Below are 17,506 nucleotides of genomic sequence, written 5' to 3' on the forward strand. Positions count from 1 at the left end.
ACGCCTGCTGGCCGAATCGAAAAATCCGATGCTGGCTCATGGACTTGGCTGACAAAAAAATTCCACCCTTAATGGGATGCGCATGTACCAAGATGACAATCCAGCTTGCCACCAAGCCACACACAACAAAAAAGGCACCTATTGGTGCCTTTTTTGTTTTCGGGAAAGTTCCGCCAATCAGCGAGCCAGTTCCTTCGCCAGGTAGATCCAGGTTTCCACAACCGTATCTGGGTTCAGCGATACGGTTTCGATCCCCTCTTCCACCAGCCATTTGGCCAGATCAGGATGATCCGATGGACCTTGGCCGCAGATACCAATGTACTTACCCTGCTTGCGGCACGCCTTGATTGCCATCGACAACATTGCCTTGACCGCATCATTACGCTCATCAAACAGCGATGCGATCGGACCACCGGAATCGCGGTCCAGCGCCAAAGTCAGCTGAGTCATGTCGTTGGAACCGATAGAGAATCCATCAAAATATTCCAAGAACTGCTCTGCCAGGATGGCATTGGCAGGAATCTCACACATCATGATCAGGCGCAGACCGTTTTCGCCACGCTTCAGACCATTTTGCGCCAGCAGCTCAACCACCTGCTTCGCTTCCGTCACGGTACGCACAAACGGAATCATGACCTCGACATTGATCAATCCCATCAAGTTACGCACCTTCTTGATTGCACGGCATTCCAACTCGAAGCAATCACGGAAAGACTCGTTGACATAACGGGACGCACCACGGAAACCGATCATCGGGTTTTCTTCGTGCGGCTCGTATAGCTGACCACCAATCAGGTTCGAGTACTCGTTCGACTTGAAGTCGGACATACGTACGATCACCTTTTTCGGCGCAAACGCTGCACCAATGGTCGCAATACCTTCAACCAACTTCTCGACATAGAAATCGACCGGGCTGGCATAACCACCGATACGATCTTCAATGATGTCTTTCACATCAGCCGGCAGATTGGGATAAGCTAACAGCGCTTTCGGGTGAATACCAATCATACGGTTGATGATGAATTCCAGGCGAGCCAAACCCACACCTTCGTTCGGCAGATGCGCGAAGTCGAAAGCCAACTCAGGGTTACCCACGTTCATCATCAATTTCACAGGCGATGCAGGCATCTTGTCCAACGCCAGATCAATCACCTCAACATCCAACAAGCCCTTATAGATATTGCCGGTATCGCCTTCGGCGCATGAAACAGTCACTTCCATGCCGTCTTCCAGCACATCAGTCGCATCACCACAACCCACAACTGCCGGCACACCCAGCTCGCGCGCAATAATCGCTGCGTGGCAGGTACGGCCGCCGCGGTTGGTCACAATGGCTGCAGCGCGCTTCATCACTGGCTCCCAATCTGGGTCAGTCATGTCGGTAACCAAGATGTCACCTTCCTTCACGCGTTCCATTTCAGCCACATCGCGAATCATACGCACCACGCCCTGGCCCACTTTCTGGCCAATTGCACGCCCGGAAGCAAGGATTTCAGACTTGGTGTTCAAGCGATATCGGCGCAGTGTTTCCACGCGATTTTCTTGCGACTTAACCGTTTCTGGACGCGCTTGCAGGATGTACAGCTTGCCATCCACGCCATCACGCCCCCACTCGATATCCATCGGGCGCTGATAGTGCTTTTCAATGATCACTGCGTAGCGGGCCAGTTCCTCCACTTCCGCGTCAGTAATGGAGAAAGTTTGACGATCTGTGGTTGGCACATCAATAGTCTTAACCGAACGGCCAGCTTCACGGTTTTCGGTGAAAATCATCTTGATCAACTTGGAACCACGGGTACGGCGCAGAATTGCCGGGCGGCCTGCCGTTAATGTCGGCTTATGGACATAGAACTCGTCGGGGTTGACCGCACCTTGAACTACCGTTTCACCCAGGCCATAAGATGCCGTCACGAAGACCACATCATTGAAACCAGATTCGGTGTCGATGGTGAACAACACACCCGATGCGCCCTTGTCGGAGCGAACCATACGCTGTATACCAGCAGACAATGCAACTTCACTGTGGGTAAAGCCTTTGTGCACGCGGTAAGCGATTGCGCGGTCATTGTAGAGCGAAGCAAAGACATGCTTGATGGCAGCCATCACATTTTGCAGGCCATTGATGTTCAGGAAGGTTTCCTGCTGGCCGGCAAATGATGCATCGGGCAAATCTTCTGCTGTTGCCGAGGAGCGAACAGCCACGGAGATTTCTGCGCCGGAATCGGCAACCATCTGGTCGTAAGCAGCCTTGATCTCGGCTTCAAGTTTGGCAGGGAACGGCGTATCGACAATCCACTGACGGACTTGCGTGCCCACCTTAGCCAAGGTGGCAACGTCATCGATATTCAAGGAAGACACGGCTGCTTCAATACGTTGAGCCAAGCCTTCATGCTGGAGAAAGTCGCGATACGCCTGGGCAGTGGTCGCGAAGCCGCCCGGGACACGGACGCCACTCTCAGCGAGTTGGGAAATCATCTCGCCGAGCGATGCGTTCTTGCCGCCGACCTTGTCCACATCGGTCATGCGCAGCTTTTCGAACCAAATGACGTAATTCTCTGCCATTATCAAATTCCTGTAATGTGGGGAAATCTGTGAGAGCCGCCGTCGGCATCCGGTCTTACTGCGTTTGCAATCGCCAACACCGCAAGCCCGTATCCGGCGACAGATCCGTAGAGGCCGGATTTTAACTTTTTTATGCCAATTTTGGCAGCATTTGTTGCAACCTTATGGTTACAGCAATTGAATCATTGCTCTAACCATATGCCACCACAAGGGTTGCGCGGCTGCCATCACACTTGATGACATCGTACTATTCAATGAGTTAGCTTTACCGTCCCCCTACGGTCTTCACGGACACATCGCACTGGACGATATTGATTATTACAATATAAACCACCAACCAACTGAGTATCGGAACACACCATGCCGCACCGTCGTACTGTTTTTGTTGTTTCAGATCGCACCGGGATCACCGCCGAGATGCTCGGCCACAGTTTGCTCAGTCAGTTCGAGGGGCTGGAATTCCGGCGGGTCACCCTGCCATTCATCGATTCACCGGAGAAAGCCCAACAGGCTGCCGCCCAGATTCGCGCAGCATCAGAAAACGATCACGAGCGCCCGATTGTATTCAGCAGCATGGTGAACGAAGGCATCCGCAGCATGCTGAAACTGGATTGCGCATTGAATCTGGATTTCTTCGAAGCATTCATTGCACCACTGGAGCGGGAGCTGGGCTGCGCTTCCTCGCATACTGTCGGCAAGGCGCACAGTGTTGCCAACTTCAATGAATATAACGCGCGGATTGAAGCCGTGAATTTCTCGATGGCACACGACGACGGTATCAAACCGCGCGATCTGGCCGAAGCAGACATTATTCTGGTTGGGGTTTCCCGGTCAGGCAAAACACCAACCTGCCTGTATATGGCGCTGCAGTTCGGTATCAAGGCAGCCAACTACCCATTGATTCCGGAAGATCTCGGTGAAATTAAACTACCGGCCGCCTTGGCGCCCTATCGCCACAAGCTGTTTGGCCTGACCATCGCACCTGACCGTTTGGCGCAGATCCGCACCGAACGCAAACCCAATAGCAAATACGCCTCCATCGACAACTGCAAATTTGAAACAGCCGAGGTGGAAGCGATCTTCCGGCGGGAGGGCGTACCTTACATCAACACCACCAGTAAATCAGTGGAAGAAATCTCCAGCACCATCCTGCATCAGGCCAAGCTGGAACGTAAGGTATTCTGATCCGAGATAGGTAGTATCACGGCAACGGGACCACATGCATCCCGTTGCCATCAGCAGCTAATTCAATGCTGCCGCCACCTCAACCCGATTACGCCCTAGCCGTTTGGCACGATAGAGTGATTCATCCGCCAGTTCCAACAACTGACTGACCGAGTCAGCTTTACAAATCGGTATGCCAGCAACCCCAATGCTGACCGTAACCTGAACTGACTGACCATCCTCAAGTTTGAAGGGGGTTTCGGCAATCAATTTGCACAGAGAGTCTGCCAGCAACCGCGCACTCAGCAGATCCGTCTCAGGCAACAGCAAGGTCAACTCCTCCCCGCCATAACGCGCTGCCGTATCGCTTTGACGGGTGCGACTTTGTATCAAGTTGGCAACCTGCATCAATACCTGATCGCCACATTGATGACCGTAGCTATCATTGATGTTCTTGAAATAATCAACATCGATCATCAACACCGACAATGACACGCCATGACGCATGGCCCGCGCAAACTCCGCATCCAACGTGCTCATCAAATAGCGTCGGTTATACAAACCCGTCAGCGAATCCATCACCGACATTCTCATCAGCTCGGCATTCGCCCGTTGTAGCGCAACTTCTGCAGCCTTACGCAACGCAATGTCCCGCAACACCGCCACCGTCCCGGTCTCACCTTTGAATCGAGCCAAGCCGACGGACAACTCAACCTCGACACGTCGACCCTTCAAGCTGAGCAAGGTACTTTCGTATACCGATTCTACCGAGCCGCCACTCAATCTCGCCTCGTAACGTTCCTGCAGTTTGATACGCTCATCGGGTGCAACCAGATCCAGCATCGGTCGACCGATCAATTGCGACGGCATATCTGCATCCAGCATGTCGGCCATCACCTGATTGACATATATGATCTGCTGCCCCTGCACCACCAGCACACCGTCGTGAATGTTCTCAACCAACAACGCGTAACGAGACTCTGACTCCTGCAATTCCGTCAATGTACGATTGCGCTCCTCAATTTCCAATGCCAGCTGAGTGTTGGCTTTCTTCAATGCATCAGTACGTTGTTCGACGATTCGATCCAGATTGTCCTTGGTCTGCCGCAATTCTGCTTCGGCACGTTTGCGAGCTGTAATATCCGTTGCGATGCCACCTAACGCGTATGGACGCCCCTTCCCATCGCTCAACAAAAACTTGCTGGTCAGAAAAATACGCGGCTCCACGCCGAGTGTGATGTTTTCCTCAAACTCACCGGCCGTACGGTTGCTGATCACCGTCTGGTCGTTGCGCTGTAGCTGCAATGTCACAATCGGTGGAAACAAGTCAGCGTCGGTCTTATCTAGAATCTGTTGCTCTGTACACTGCAACAACGTTTGCATCGGCTCATTCGCAAGTAGGTATCGTCCTTGCAAATCCTTCAAGTAGATCAATGCCCGAGCATGGCTGACTATGGCTTTCAGGCGACCTTCACTCTCGCGAAGCGCGGTTTCGGCACGACGCCGTTGTTCAGTCTCATCTCGCAGCACCATGTTCAACGATTCCAATTCGGCAATCGAATCACGTAACCGCTGGTTTGCGACTCGCTCCGCCCCGCTGGCGGCTGTCATTTCGGCCACAGTTCGTCCGATTTTCTCCGACATGGCATCGAATGCCTGGGCCAACTGTCGAAATTCCCCACCCATTCGCGCCGGCATGCGGTAGGCATAATTTCCGCCTGCAATCTGGTTGGCACCATCGATCAAAGCAGCAATTGGGTGAGTCATGTAACGAATCAACAATAACCCGATCACTACCACAGGCAGCAGAATAGCCAGCACACCCAGCAAGATGACACGCAAGGCCCTCGCCTGCCCGTCTGCCAGTGCATCGCTCAGTGGCGTGATGGCCGCAACGGCTGCGTCTGCAGGCACCACCATGATCAATCGCCAAGGCATTTTGTACATGGGATGAAATGCCACATAGCGCGGCTCATTGCGCAACTCGAGTTTCATCACACCCGTATCGCCGGCAGCAATCTTACCCAACAGCTGGTCATAAGCCTTATTGCTACCAGCCGAGACCAAGGGCAGGACACTGTTTTGTGACGAGACCAGATCAAGTTGATTGCGCCCGACTGGATTGGTAGCGATCAGACGCTTGCGGGCATCGATCACAAAGGAATAATTACCACTGAAGCCATCATCACGTCCACTGTCGATGGCCAACTGGATCAATGGAATTTCCGCTCCAACAAAACCCAATACTTTCTTGCCATCCGAAACCGGGGATAACGCCACCACGACCAAACGGTTTCGATTGGCTGTACTGGAAAGCGGTTCTGTCCAGCGCACCTCGCCCACCGTTGCCAGCCCCATGGTGGTGGAGAGCAAACGGGATTGCAGCAACTTATCGTTATAGGTTTGCATTCCCGTCAGGCCGACTTCCGAGACATTGCCGGTCGACGCATCCAGAAAATAGACCCGTCCAGCCCAAGTATCTCGCCCCGCCAAGGCGGAGAGCAAGCCAGACAACGATTCACCAAGCACACCGCCACGTTGCAGATGACGTGACATGACCTTAGCCCCGTCGCCGGCCACGCTCGCGACACGTTCCAGCTGCGCATCCAACAACTCTGTACGGGTTTTCACTAGGCGTCCGATGAAGCCGGTGGCTTGTTCAGCCATCACTTGCTGTACATCGTGCTCCATCTCGATCGATGTTTCAGCCATGACCTGCCACACCAGATAGGCATAGCCACCTGACAGCCCGATCATGATCAGCGCCAATAGCACCATCAATCGATGCGAAAACCGCGACAATACAGGTAAGCGCATGATATTCAGGATTTCTCGTCCAACCGCATCAGTCGCAACATCCTATTCGCATAGCCACATATCGAACGACCACTGTACCCATATCCCAGAAACATGATGCTAACCGAAGCCATTCCCCCTGCCAACGGCAGGCTACCGGCTCGTCATTTCATTGTAGGCATGGTTGGCGAAACACCGTAGTGGATCCCAAATTGGATGCCCCTATCTTCATCTCAATCATCCAGACTGTTAGCCGCCAGGCTCAGGATTCGGTAAACTTCGTTCTATGTGGTGGCACGATGCAATTCCGCGACAGGCCTTGCCCAACAGCAAAATACGCGGCAATACGCTGTCCGACCTTAGGCAGTCAACGTCAAACACCGACACCCATCACGCGACATGCACAAAAACAGCGCCTAGACTACATAACAACCCGACCTTTTCAGCACTACAAGGAAACCCATGGCCATTGTCCCACCCGCCACCGCCGTTGCCGTACCCAGATTAGGCAGTGCATTCGGTCTTTCCGACCGTGGGCGCGTACGGGGGAATAATGAAGACAACTTCCTGATCGATCCCACGCTCTCGCTGTTGGCAATCTGTGATGGCATGGGGGGACACCATGGAGGAGAAATTGCGGCGGAACAGACGCTGGAAGAAATTCGAAATTTCCTGATGGCCACCACACAAGGCGTTCCTCTACCAGGCCATGATGCGGTGCTATATGAACCAGATCCAGACGCAACCTGGCCCGATCAGACCATGCCGGCCATCGCCACGTTATGGGATGCCGTCGAGTACGCCAATGATCGACTGTATCAACGCAATGTGAACAGCGGCACAGGCAACCTGTATGGCATGGGCAGTACATTGACCGGCATCTGGCGCATGACCGATGACGGCCCCCTGATGTGCTTTCATGTCGGTGACAGCCGCCTCTATCGATTTCGCGATTACGAGCTGACCCGCATTACCAAAGACCACACGTTATACCAACAAGCATTGGATGAAGGCATCGTGGATGCCCTACCCAACCGCAATCTGCTGTTACAAGCCATCGGCCCCTCACCTAGTGTCAGGCCAGACATCAAAGCTGTCGACACCACCCCAGGTGACGTTTACCTGTTATGCACTGACGGCCTGCACGGGCTGGTTCCAGAAATTGAAATTGAACGGTTGTTACGGAACATCTGCTATTTGAGCCTTGAAGAACAATGCAATCAACTGATCGCACTGGCCAACGATTTTGGTGGAACAGACAATGTAACGGCGGTGCTGATACGTTACGATGACCAAGCCAACAGCGATAAACCCATAGTGGCATGACCCACTGGCACTTCAAGCACTGTCAGAACGAATCACGTTAGTCAACAAGCCCGAGAAATCTGTGGGTATTGGCAAACCCTGTTGTATACGCACCTGACCGGGAAACTCGCTGGAACCCAACGTCCACCACAAGCTGCAGCCATCAAATAAAACCTGGCTGAGTATTGAAGATTGCATCTGCACCAGCGGCATCTGAATCGGACAATTCAAACCGACAGATAACGGTCGTGCAGATGTTGCTAAAGCAGATATTCCACCCAGCGCCTCATCAAACATCGACATCGCGAACTCGTTACATAAACTGGACAGCGCCCAATCCTCCAGCGTGTCAAACCATGGGGATATGCTGTTGAGGTCAAGCCAGGTTTCTGGCAAAGCCGTGGGGGCTGCCAGTGTGAGGGGGAAGTAGCGGCCAACGCGATCCACGCTTGGCATCAATACGCCAGCCCAGTTTTGTGGGCCGACAATGCCACGGCCCAGCATAAAACGCCAAATAGGTGCGACCAAGTAGTGGGTCAGCCACTGCTCACCCAGTTCAGCCTGGCTGGCAGCAAGCGACTGCTGTAACCAGGCATCCCAAGGTTCGATGAATTCGGGTGGCAAGCGGCGACTGATGAAGTCGCCATGGCTGGGTACCTTGCCATAGAAACCAACACTCATCGGATAGGTCCTATAGCCGATCCAGGCAGCGGAAACGTTCCAGCACATCACGACGGAACGGGTTGATGACGCTGCTGGCGGTCAGCTCGAACGCTGCCTTCTTGCCCTCCAGATCAAATGTCACCTTGTAACGTTCCGACTGCGTACTGGCTTCCACAGCGGCTTTGTCAAGCAACCGGAACAAGGCCCAAGGGCCTTCCACCCTTAATGTGCCATTACCCGATGACGGGGAATACTCCACCTTTGCCGCCCCAACGCCTTTGCCACTGGGCACCTGGAAAGGTGTCGCCGTAGCAATGGCGGCCGAATTGAACGTCATCAGCGTGCCATCAATATCAACCGCCAGTTTGCTCAAAGCCGGATCAATGCTGAACGGCTTGAGCTGGAACCGGAACGATGGCTGGTTGCCCCCCAGCGCGAAGAAGGTATCGCGGATACGTGCCGCACGCTGGAATTCAGCCAAGGTATCGCCCGGTATGCCCAACGAATCACTCCCGGTGCCGCGCAGCCGCCATGTCGGGCCGGACATGTCGACATACTGTTGCAGATTTTTCTGGAAGAAATCATCAATCAAACCACCTGGGGCAAAAACGCGGCCAAAGTCGTCTGGCGTGATTTCCTTGACTTGGCCACGGTTGACCGGATAACGCCCTGCGATGGCTTGACGGCAGAAGGGCGCGACCTGCGCATTCCACAACGCATTCAGCCGCTCGCGCTCACTGCCTTGTGTCAGGGCACTGCTGGCGCCATCCGCGGCTTGCAAGATGGATGACAGCGGCGCGGGTTTACCTTCGGCTTCTCGCCTGAGCTTCAGCAGCGCATCACCGGGTGGTGGCGGGCTGCCGGTCTTCTTGGCAGCATTGGCAGCATCAAGAAAGGCAGATGCCTCTTTCAGGGTTGCCAGTGACTGATCCAGTTGGGATGGTGCACCAGCCGGGGCGTTGACCATTTTATGCAGGTCATCGAAATGCACGTCGACGGGATTCATGCTCTCACCCGCCACCGGTGACGCTGCACTGCCGAGCGCCTGGGTGATGGACTTGAATTTGCCTTTGACCTTGTCCAGCACCGCTGCGTTGAGCGCTTCAACCGGCGCCAGTGTCGTCTCTTTTGAAGCCGCGGTCAGGAACTTGCGCAACGGCGATGACGCCCCCCCCAGCAGATTCAGCACGCGGGCCGCTTGATCGAGATTGCTGAAGTTCACCACGCTGACATCCGCCAACAGTGCATCCCACTGCTTGATGTAGTCATCGTAGTAAAGCTGCAACACGGCCACTTTGATACTGTCGATTTGTTTTGGGTCCAGCACCGTTTGCTGATCCAGTATCCAGTTGTCCTTGGCCGCATTGACCAGGGCGGCATCCACCGACAGCAACAGCTTTTTGTATCCATCCACGGTATACAAGCCTTGCATAGCCTGGGTCAGCGGCTGGCCACTCTTGCGGGTCAATGCGCTGGCAGCATCTTTACCAGCGGCCTGACTGATATCGAAAGCAGGCAGATTGTCACTCACCAACTGCGTCTTCAACGAACTGTAGATGCGCTGTTCGGTAGACAGGGTGGCCAGCACGGTACGAGCCTGTGCAATCAAGGTGGAATCGATCGGTACAGCAGTGCTGGTATCGAGAGATTCAGCCCAGGCTACCACATGCTCGGTGAGGGTAGCACGCTGAGCCGTGGTGGCCCCCGGCAGGGTTCGCACCCACTCTTTACCCCAATCCGCCACGGTAGTTGGCTCCAGGTGCTTGCGATCCCCCAGCATCAGATAAGTGCGCAAACTGCTGTACAGTTGATCGGCACTGACAGCCTCACTTCTGCGCAGGTCGTCCTCGAGACGGCTGACGATTTGCGGCTGCAGGGCATCACCCAGCAACCGACGATAGGTGGCCATGGTCTGCTCACCCAGTGAATCCCCCTGATACAGGCCAAAGGTCATCGACCACGGTACAGACACATCTCGCTCGGCATAACCAGTGGGCAGGGCACGGGTTTGATCCAGTAGCGGCAAGACATCCAACAGGCCAGTACGGCCTTGCAACGTTTTGGCAACCTGTTTCAACTCGTCTGCTTTGGCAGCCACATCGTGGATCAACCGCTGATTGCGGACATAGCTGGTGATCAGGCCAATCGACAGCAACACCGTGCACAGCACAATACCCCCAATGCCACCCCATTGCAGATATTTGCGACGTTGTTCCAGTTTCAGATCTGCACCAGCCAGACCTGCTTCGGCAAATACCACCTCGCGTAGCAGGCGGGTGATGAAGTAACTGCGCCCACTGTTGGCGTTGGCTGGCAAAGCCGTCCTTGGCAAACCAAAAGAGTTGGCCAAGGAACCAATGATACGGTCGATCGGGCTGCCCGTTTGCGTCGCGCTGGAGAAATACACACCGCGCAACAGCGCGGGCTCTTCATAACGGGTGGCACTGAATACATCGCGTAAGAAACGCTGCGCCGAATCGCCCAGCAATGCAAACTGTTGTGGGAAGCCATAAATCAGCGCGCGACGACGCAAGTCGCGTTCCTGCTGCACACGGTCAACCAGACGCGATTGCAACTGGCGTTCCAGTGCTTTCATCTCGCCCGGCATGGCAGAGAGTGTCTGGTCGATCTGACTGGCATCGACATAAGGAAAGGTCATGCCCCAAACCTGACCACGCTCATCCTTGCCCAAATTGTCGAAGAACTCGACAAACCCAGCTAGTAAATCGCACTTGGTAACCAATACATAAATCGGAAAACGAATGCCCAGCTTGTCGTGCAGCTCTTTCACCCGCTCGCGCACCGCGCGGGCATGCAACTGTCGAGCGGCTTCGTCCTGCTGCAGTAGATCCAGCGCGCTGACGGCGATGATCACGCCATTGATAGGGCGACGTTTGCGGTGTTTTTTCAGCAAACCGAGAAAACCCTGCCATGCGCCTTGATCGACCGGCGCAAAGCTGTCCTGGGTCACATATCGGCCAGCAGTATCCAGCAGCACCGCCTCGTCAGCGAACCACCAGTCACAATTGCGCGTCCCCCCGACCCCACCAATTGGCCCCTTGCCCAATTGATCCGCCAACGGAAAACGCAAGCCGGATTCATTCAACGCAGTGGTTTTACCACCCCCCGGTGCGCCAACGATCAAATACCATGGGATATCGTACAGGTAGTGTGCACCACGCTTGCCCCCATGGGCCTTGCGCAGGGTATCCAGCGCATCTTGAAAGCGCTTGCCCAATGCCGCCACTTCGCTGGCCGATTCGGCAGCACCTGGCGGTGGTGGCTGATCCGCTCCAGCCTCGGCAACACCCTGCCGTAATTTGGCTTCTGCCAAGCGGGCAAACAGCCATTTACAACCGAAATATCCTGCCCAAAGCAGGAACAGAATCAGAATGATCACCCAGCGGGTGGTACTCGATTCAAATGGCTTTTTATCGTTGAATGCCAGCAACGGGCCTTCAAACCAGACCAGCAACGACAGCAGCAGAACGCCGATGAAGGCCAGAACGGGCGGTTTGATCAACCAGGAAAACAATTTGCGCATACGGTATCCGATTTCCAGTTCAGCGCGATGCGGTCAGGGCGATCATGCACCCCCCGCAGGAACAAACAATACGATGTCGACACGACGATTGCGGGCACGGTTGGCTGGTGTATCGTTTGGCACCAATGGCTCGCTGTCAGCTCGTCCTTCGATGGTATAGCGCGAAGCCGGGCCAACACGTTCGATCAACAAAGCAGCAACTGCACTGGCGCGCGCCTTTGACAATTCCCAATTGGATGGGAACCGTGCAGACAGGGCGCGACGGTCGTCGGTATGACCGACAACAGATACTTTGCCCGGATTAATCCTCAACGCGTCGCCGATACGTACCATCAAGGGATTGAAACGACTGTCCATCTCGGCGCTGCCAGATGCAAACATGCCATCGCCGCGAATCGATACGATCGACCGATCTGCGGTTTCCTGCACCGTCACCAGCCCTTCCGCCACTTCCCGCTCCAGAAACTTGGCCAGGCGGGCGACAGGCACAACTGGCTGTACAGCTGCAGGCGCAGGGCGAGCCGCATCGATACGGATCTGACTCAAGCTGCTCAATACCGGGTCAGCAGCGCGGCCCAGCCAGAAGTGAAACAGCAAATGCAGGATGCCCAGAATCAGTAGCGCCGCCACACCAATCAACCACAATGGCAACAGGCTCATCAGCGGTTTACGCTGGGCGGTGGTGCCGCGCCAATGTGGGGATAGATCCTGCTCCACCTGACCACGCTGAGTACGGATCAGCTGATGCAGGCGTTCGCGCAACAGGTCCAGCTGGGTACGGCCACCATCGATCAAACGGTAACGGCCCTCGAACCCCAATGCCAGGCACAGATAGAACAGTTCCAACACATCGATGTTCCGCGCAGGGTCCTGCGCCAACCGCTGCAGCACCACAAAGAACTTTTCACCACCGAAGGCTTCATTGTGAAACGTGACCAACAGGCTACGACTACCCCAGGCACCACTACCACCCCACGGCGTCGATGCAACCGTTTCATCCACCATGGTGCACAATGCGTAACGTGCTGCAGCCAACGCCTCGAAATCGACACTTGCGGCCTTGGCATCCGCTTCAAAACTGCGGACCGCATTCACCAGGCGCTGCCGCAACGCTTCGACATCTGCACACTGGCCCATTTGCCGCAGTGGCATGATCAGACTCAGCAGCACATGCGCTGCCGTCACCAATGGATTGAGGCCAGCCGAGGGCAAGGTTGGTATCACCCCGTTGGCCTGGGGCATGACCACCGACGCTGGCGCGGCACCTTGCAATGAAGTAGCAGACGTGATGATGGTATGCTCGGCATCAGGTGGCGCTGGCACGGGTTGCGGTGGTTTACGCCCACCGGGTGCCGGCACCAGCAAGGTACGATCGGGATCGGGAGGAAGGTTGTCACTGGCCATGTCTTAGTTCCTGATCGCCCAGAATTCCATCTGCAGACCTGGGAAGTCGCCCGGCACATGCAGCGCAAAACCGGCAGAACTGCTCATGGCCGCCCAATAATCTCCACTGCGTTCCAGCTCGAAATAGGTGAATCCTGCGTGGAACGGTAACTGACGCGGTGCTACCGGTAATGGCCGTAACACAATGCCGGGTAGCTGCAAGTTGACCAGATCACGAATCTTTTCCACTGGACCAATCTTCACCTGCGCCGGGAAGCCATTGCGCACCACTTCGGGCGGCATCTGCGCATTGACAGCCAAGATGAAGCCCGCGTTCTTGAACAAGGTCTTGTCCTGCACGATGGCCACATGAATACCGAATTGCCGTGCTTCGATCGGGATCGGGAAGGCATGCGGGTCCATCACCAGGCTGAGTGACTGACGGATATCCAACATCAACGGTAACAACGTATCGATCAACCTGTCATGCCGGTAGCCCGGATAATCGCTTGCCCGCTTACCGGGCTTGGAGAATGTCGCCAGTTCGCCCGCTATCTGCAACATCTCGCGATAGAGCGACTCCGGGTGCAAGCCACTCATTGCCGCCAGATGCGAAAACAGCGGCTGCTGGCGATTGATCAGCTGTAACAACAGAAAATCGGCAATCTCGCCGACACCAGCCACACCCGGCTGGGTCAGGCGGGCTGCCAGGGCCTCGCCACGTTGATGGAGCAAGCCACGAATTTCTTCAACATAGCCTGTCAGGCGCGATGAAGCGCGGCAATCAAGACATGGTGGAATATAGTCGGTATCCAGCACCAGCTGATTATCCGGGCGCCGTTCCAATACACGGGCAATCCCGACATAGCTGTAGGCATTGCTGACATCACTTTCCAGTGCCAGCTTCAGCCGCAACTTGCCAATATGCATGATGGCCGGCTCGTCATCGTCACCGCTGGTATTGCGGACTTCGTGCTCCATCATGCGATAGCGGGCAAAACGTTCCTCGCCGGATTCCTCCATCGCCTCGACGATACCTGGCCGCCGATCTGGCAGCGCCAGCACGACCAGCATGTCCCTGACATCCTCGGGAACCGCCAGCGGCAACGGCAACTCGTCCTCCTGTGGTAACGAAAACGGTGTGCCATCAGGCAATACGCCACTGCATTCCAACAACGACAACTTACCCAATGCCAGTTGGGCTTCATCGATTTTCAGTGAAGTCAGCCCCCAACCATACTGCCGCAGCTTGCCACAGCGCAGTTCCAGCTGGGTCTGCAGAAAACGGTCGTGCTGCTGCAAATGTTGTGGCTGCAGGAACATGCCTTCGGACCACACGACTTTGCTATTCCACGACATCTTGGTCTTGCCTTTCCATCCTGATCATTTTGAATACGACGACCACGCCGATTGCACCAACCGGCGGGCCCAATAAAAAGTTGATTCAGCTACGCTGGCGCAGACGTGCCAACTGTTCTTCATAGGCGGCAGTAAATTTGTCACCGAACAGCTTCTGGAAGTCGTCATCCAACAGGCGCCGCATTTCCGCATGCTGCGTGGTCAGCTTGTCCCACAACCGCGCCTTGCGGTTGGCTGGCATCACCTTGTCCATCATGCCGGCCTCGTTATCGGCAGCCTCAATGGCAGCAGGATTCAACTGATTCAACATATCGGCCATCACCGCCCGCACACCGGTCATGACTGCCAACTCATGTGCCTTCAGATCGTCAAATGCACCGCTGATTGCCTGTACCGGTGGCAAATACCCTGTCAGCGTATTGGTCAGCATCTGCGTCAGTACGCTGTCAGCATCTGGCAGGAATTTGAGCGGGTTGTTGTCACGCACCGCAATCATGGTCATTTCGCTACGGATCTCTCGCTTGATCGCATTACGCGCACGCAACACCAACATGGCACCCGACACTGATTCACGCAACATTTGGCCGACCAGCTCCGCCACTTCGACTTCACTGCGTGAGCCATGTCGTAGTGTCGGCATACCCAAGCCACGCAACAGTGCTGCGAATACTTCGCTATCGCTTGCAACAGCCGTTGGCACTGGGGATATCGTTACCGGCGGTGACGAAACCGATGCCGGTGTAGCAACAGGTAGTGGCACCGGTTTAGACGGCATGGCAATCGGCGTCGGTGACGGCAGCAATGTGGGTTCTGAATCTGCCAAGGCAGGATCAAGTGCTGGCGCAGGAATCGGCGCCGCAGGTGGGATGGGGGCAGCCCATACAGCCCGTGTTGGTATCGGCGGAGACGGAACAGGGGCCATCACCGGGGCAACTGGCGGCTGCGGTGCAGGGATTGGCGCAACAGGCACCCAGCCATGATCCGCCAACGGATCGTAATCCACTGGGATACCAGACGCGGGTACCTGGAAAGGCTGCATCTGCGGCGGCACATGATCGCTTTCTGACCCACGGAAACCAGGGGCAGCAGTCACAGGTGATATAGCCAACGGGTCTTGAGCAGGCAGGCCACCAAACAGATTCAGACCAAGCGGATCACCCGCTGTCGGTGTCATCAGATCGCCACCGCCCAATACGCTGGCAGCAGCCAGTGGATCGACCAGGGTATTGGCAGGCTGCGACACCGGCGCCACCTCAGTTGGCGGTGCAAAAGGATGCACTAATGGCGACGGCGGCGGTGCAGCGTCCGGGATAATCGTCACCTGCAAGACATAATCACCCATGGTGAGCAAATCACCATGGCTCAGACGGGCAACATGGCCCGTGCCAAGGGGACGATCATTGATCAGTGTTGGATTGCTGCCTACATCGGTCAAATAGTATTCCGTATCGCGATAAGCGATCTGCGCGTGTGAGCGCGATACATATTTGCCAGGATCGGGCAGCTCCAGATCATTGCCAGGCGCGCGGCCGATCATGCCGCCATTGGGCCCGAACTGCCGAGTGATGGGTTCGGTTGGTGCTTCGTTTCGATAACTCAGGATACGTAGTGTCAGTGGCATCGGCGATGATATATCTTTTATTGTGGCCGCCCGTGGCGCAAACGAAGGCTGCATGGTTGGCGCCCCGGTAGCCTGGATGTTGCAACAGATTGCACTGCGGCTGTCACAACCAATCGAAAGCTTTCCGTCAGCCATGGAAAGCTTCCTGTAAACTTGGCCCTCAGCATGAGTTGCGCGATGCGACCCCTTGCCGCGCAATCCGAACGCCCCTCATCTGAATCCGATTTGCTTTTTCACCATCCCGTGATGCAGCCTTCTCCTGCCCTCGAAGCATAGCGAAAAAACCGTGTTCCATATCGACTATTTTAAGTCCAAACCCGCCTGCCAGCGCGATTTCCGGGAATCGATCAGCTACAATACGCTCACCCCGATCAACGCTTGCAGGACGTCCATGCGCCACCGTGATCCATTACTTTCCGGCCTGTTGCACAATCAGCCAGACCACGGCCACCAGCTGCTGCCCAGCTTTGCCCTGGGAGACCCCGCCCCAATCGGGCTGGATCTGGCAAAACATGCCCACCTGCCCAGCAATCTCGATACAGCAGTTACCGAACGCGGTCCGATCCCAATCAATGCTGGTACCCATGAGCGACGGGCCACCCTGCTGCACCTGTTACGTCACGTACTGACCGAGCAATCACGCCGTCTGATGATGGCCGGTGCGGCCGATGCATTGACTGCAGGGCAATGGGCCAATGCACTCGTTGACGTGCTGATCGCGCAAACCAGTAGTCCTCGCCCACACCCAGCACTCGCCGCATTGCTGGCAAACGCGGCCCCACAGATTGGCACAGCCAATACCCCGCGACCCGTGCCGCAAGCGTTGGCAGTATTCAATGGCCAAGCTGGATTTGGCGACTTTGAAAATCGCATCGACATCCGCTTCGCACCGCAAACCCCACAGCAATGGCAGTTGACGCTTAGCGCCCAATTGCGCATCGACCAGGCCTTTCAACAAGAAGCCCGTGCCGACGCGCTCAGCCACTCACTACTTCCGGCACCGCACCCATATGACTGCGCACTGACCTGGTCACCGCTGTAAGCACCTGTTCAATGTCTTATTGCGTGACCGCAATCAGGGCTCATGTGCTGCTCCAAGCCGTCATGTA

10 protein-coding genes are annotated in these 17,506 nt (G+C 55.5%); 3 read left to right on the plus strand and 7 right to left on the minus strand.

Annotation, left to right across the window (positions count from 1 at the left end; genetic code table 11):
• Positions 1–177: 177 nt before the first annotated feature.
• Positions 178–2,562 carry a phosphoenolpyruvate synthase gene (gene ppsA / locus FFS57_RS09060; protein ID WP_137937464.1) on the minus strand — a complete coding sequence of 795 codons (2,385 nt, stop codon included), beginning with the start codon at positions 2,560–2,562 and terminating at the stop codon, positions 178–180.
• 360 nt (positions 2,563–2,922) lie between these two features.
• Here ppsA and ppsR point away from each other — a divergent pair, with 360 nt between their 5' ends.
• Positions 2,923–3,747, plus strand: a complete 825-nt coding sequence (gene ppsR, locus FFS57_RS09065; protein WP_137937465.1) for a posphoenolpyruvate synthetase regulatory kinase/phosphorylase PpsR — start codon at positions 2,923–2,925, stop codon at positions 3,745–3,747.
• 57 nt (positions 3,748–3,804) lie between these two features.
• Here the strand turns inward: ppsR and FFS57_RS09070 are convergent, their stop codons facing one another.
• On the minus strand, positions 3,805–6,543 hold the full coding sequence (locus tag FFS57_RS09070; RefSeq protein WP_137937466.1) for a diguanylate cyclase: 2,739 nt from the start codon (positions 6,541–6,543) through the stop codon (positions 3,805–3,807).
• A 441-nt stretch (positions 6,544–6,984) separates the two neighbouring features.
• Between FFS57_RS09070 and FFS57_RS09075 the strand changes: the two genes are divergently transcribed.
• A complete protein-coding gene (locus FFS57_RS09075) occupies positions 6,985–7,848 on the plus strand; it encodes a PP2C family protein-serine/threonine phosphatase (RefSeq protein ID WP_249383950.1) in 864 nt (287 codons plus the stop codon).
• A gap of 12 nt (positions 7,849–7,860) precedes the next feature.
• Here FFS57_RS09075 and tagF read toward each other — a convergent pair whose 3' ends face one another.
• The 5 genes from tagF to tagH form a co-directional block, all read right to left on the minus strand.
• Complete coding sequence (tagF, locus tag FFS57_RS09080; protein WP_137937467.1) at positions 7,861–8,508, minus strand: type VI secretion system-associated protein TagF; 648 nt, start codon at positions 8,506–8,508, stop codon at positions 7,861–7,863.
• A 10-nt stretch (positions 8,509–8,518) separates the two neighbouring features.
• Positions 8,519–12,034 carry a type VI secretion system membrane subunit TssM gene (gene tssM, locus FFS57_RS09085; RefSeq protein WP_137937468.1) on the minus strand — a complete coding sequence of 1,172 codons (3,516 nt, stop codon included), beginning with the start codon at positions 12,032–12,034 and terminating at the stop codon, positions 8,519–8,521.
• A gap of 42 nt (positions 12,035–12,076) precedes the next feature.
• Positions 12,077–13,438, minus strand: a complete 1,362-nt coding sequence (gene icmH / locus FFS57_RS09090; RefSeq protein WP_137937469.1) for a type IVB secretion system protein IcmH/DotU — start codon at positions 13,436–13,438, stop codon at positions 12,077–12,079.
• Between the two features lie 3 nt (positions 13,439–13,441).
• Positions 13,442–14,776 carry a type VI secretion system baseplate subunit TssK gene (tssK, locus tag FFS57_RS09095; RefSeq protein ID WP_137937470.1) on the minus strand — a complete coding sequence of 445 codons (1,335 nt, stop codon included), beginning with the start codon at positions 14,774–14,776 and terminating at the stop codon, positions 13,442–13,444.
• Positions 14,777–14,861: 85 nt separating this feature from the next.
• On the minus strand, positions 14,862–16,532 hold the full coding sequence (tagH, locus tag FFS57_RS09100) for a type VI secretion system-associated FHA domain protein TagH (RefSeq protein WP_137937471.1): 1,671 nt from the start codon (positions 16,530–16,532) through the stop codon (positions 14,862–14,864).
• Positions 16,533–16,788: 256 nt separating this feature from the next.
• Between tagH and FFS57_RS09105 the strand changes: the two genes are divergently transcribed.
• A complete protein-coding gene (locus FFS57_RS09105) occupies positions 16,789–17,439 on the plus strand; it encodes a hypothetical protein (protein ID WP_137937472.1) in 651 nt (216 codons plus the stop codon).
• Positions 17,440–17,506: the final 67 nt, after the last annotated feature.

This window comes from Chitinivorax sp. B (assembly GCF_005503445.1).
GTDB lineage: Bacteria > Pseudomonadota > Gammaproteobacteria > Burkholderiales > SCOH01 > Chitinivorax.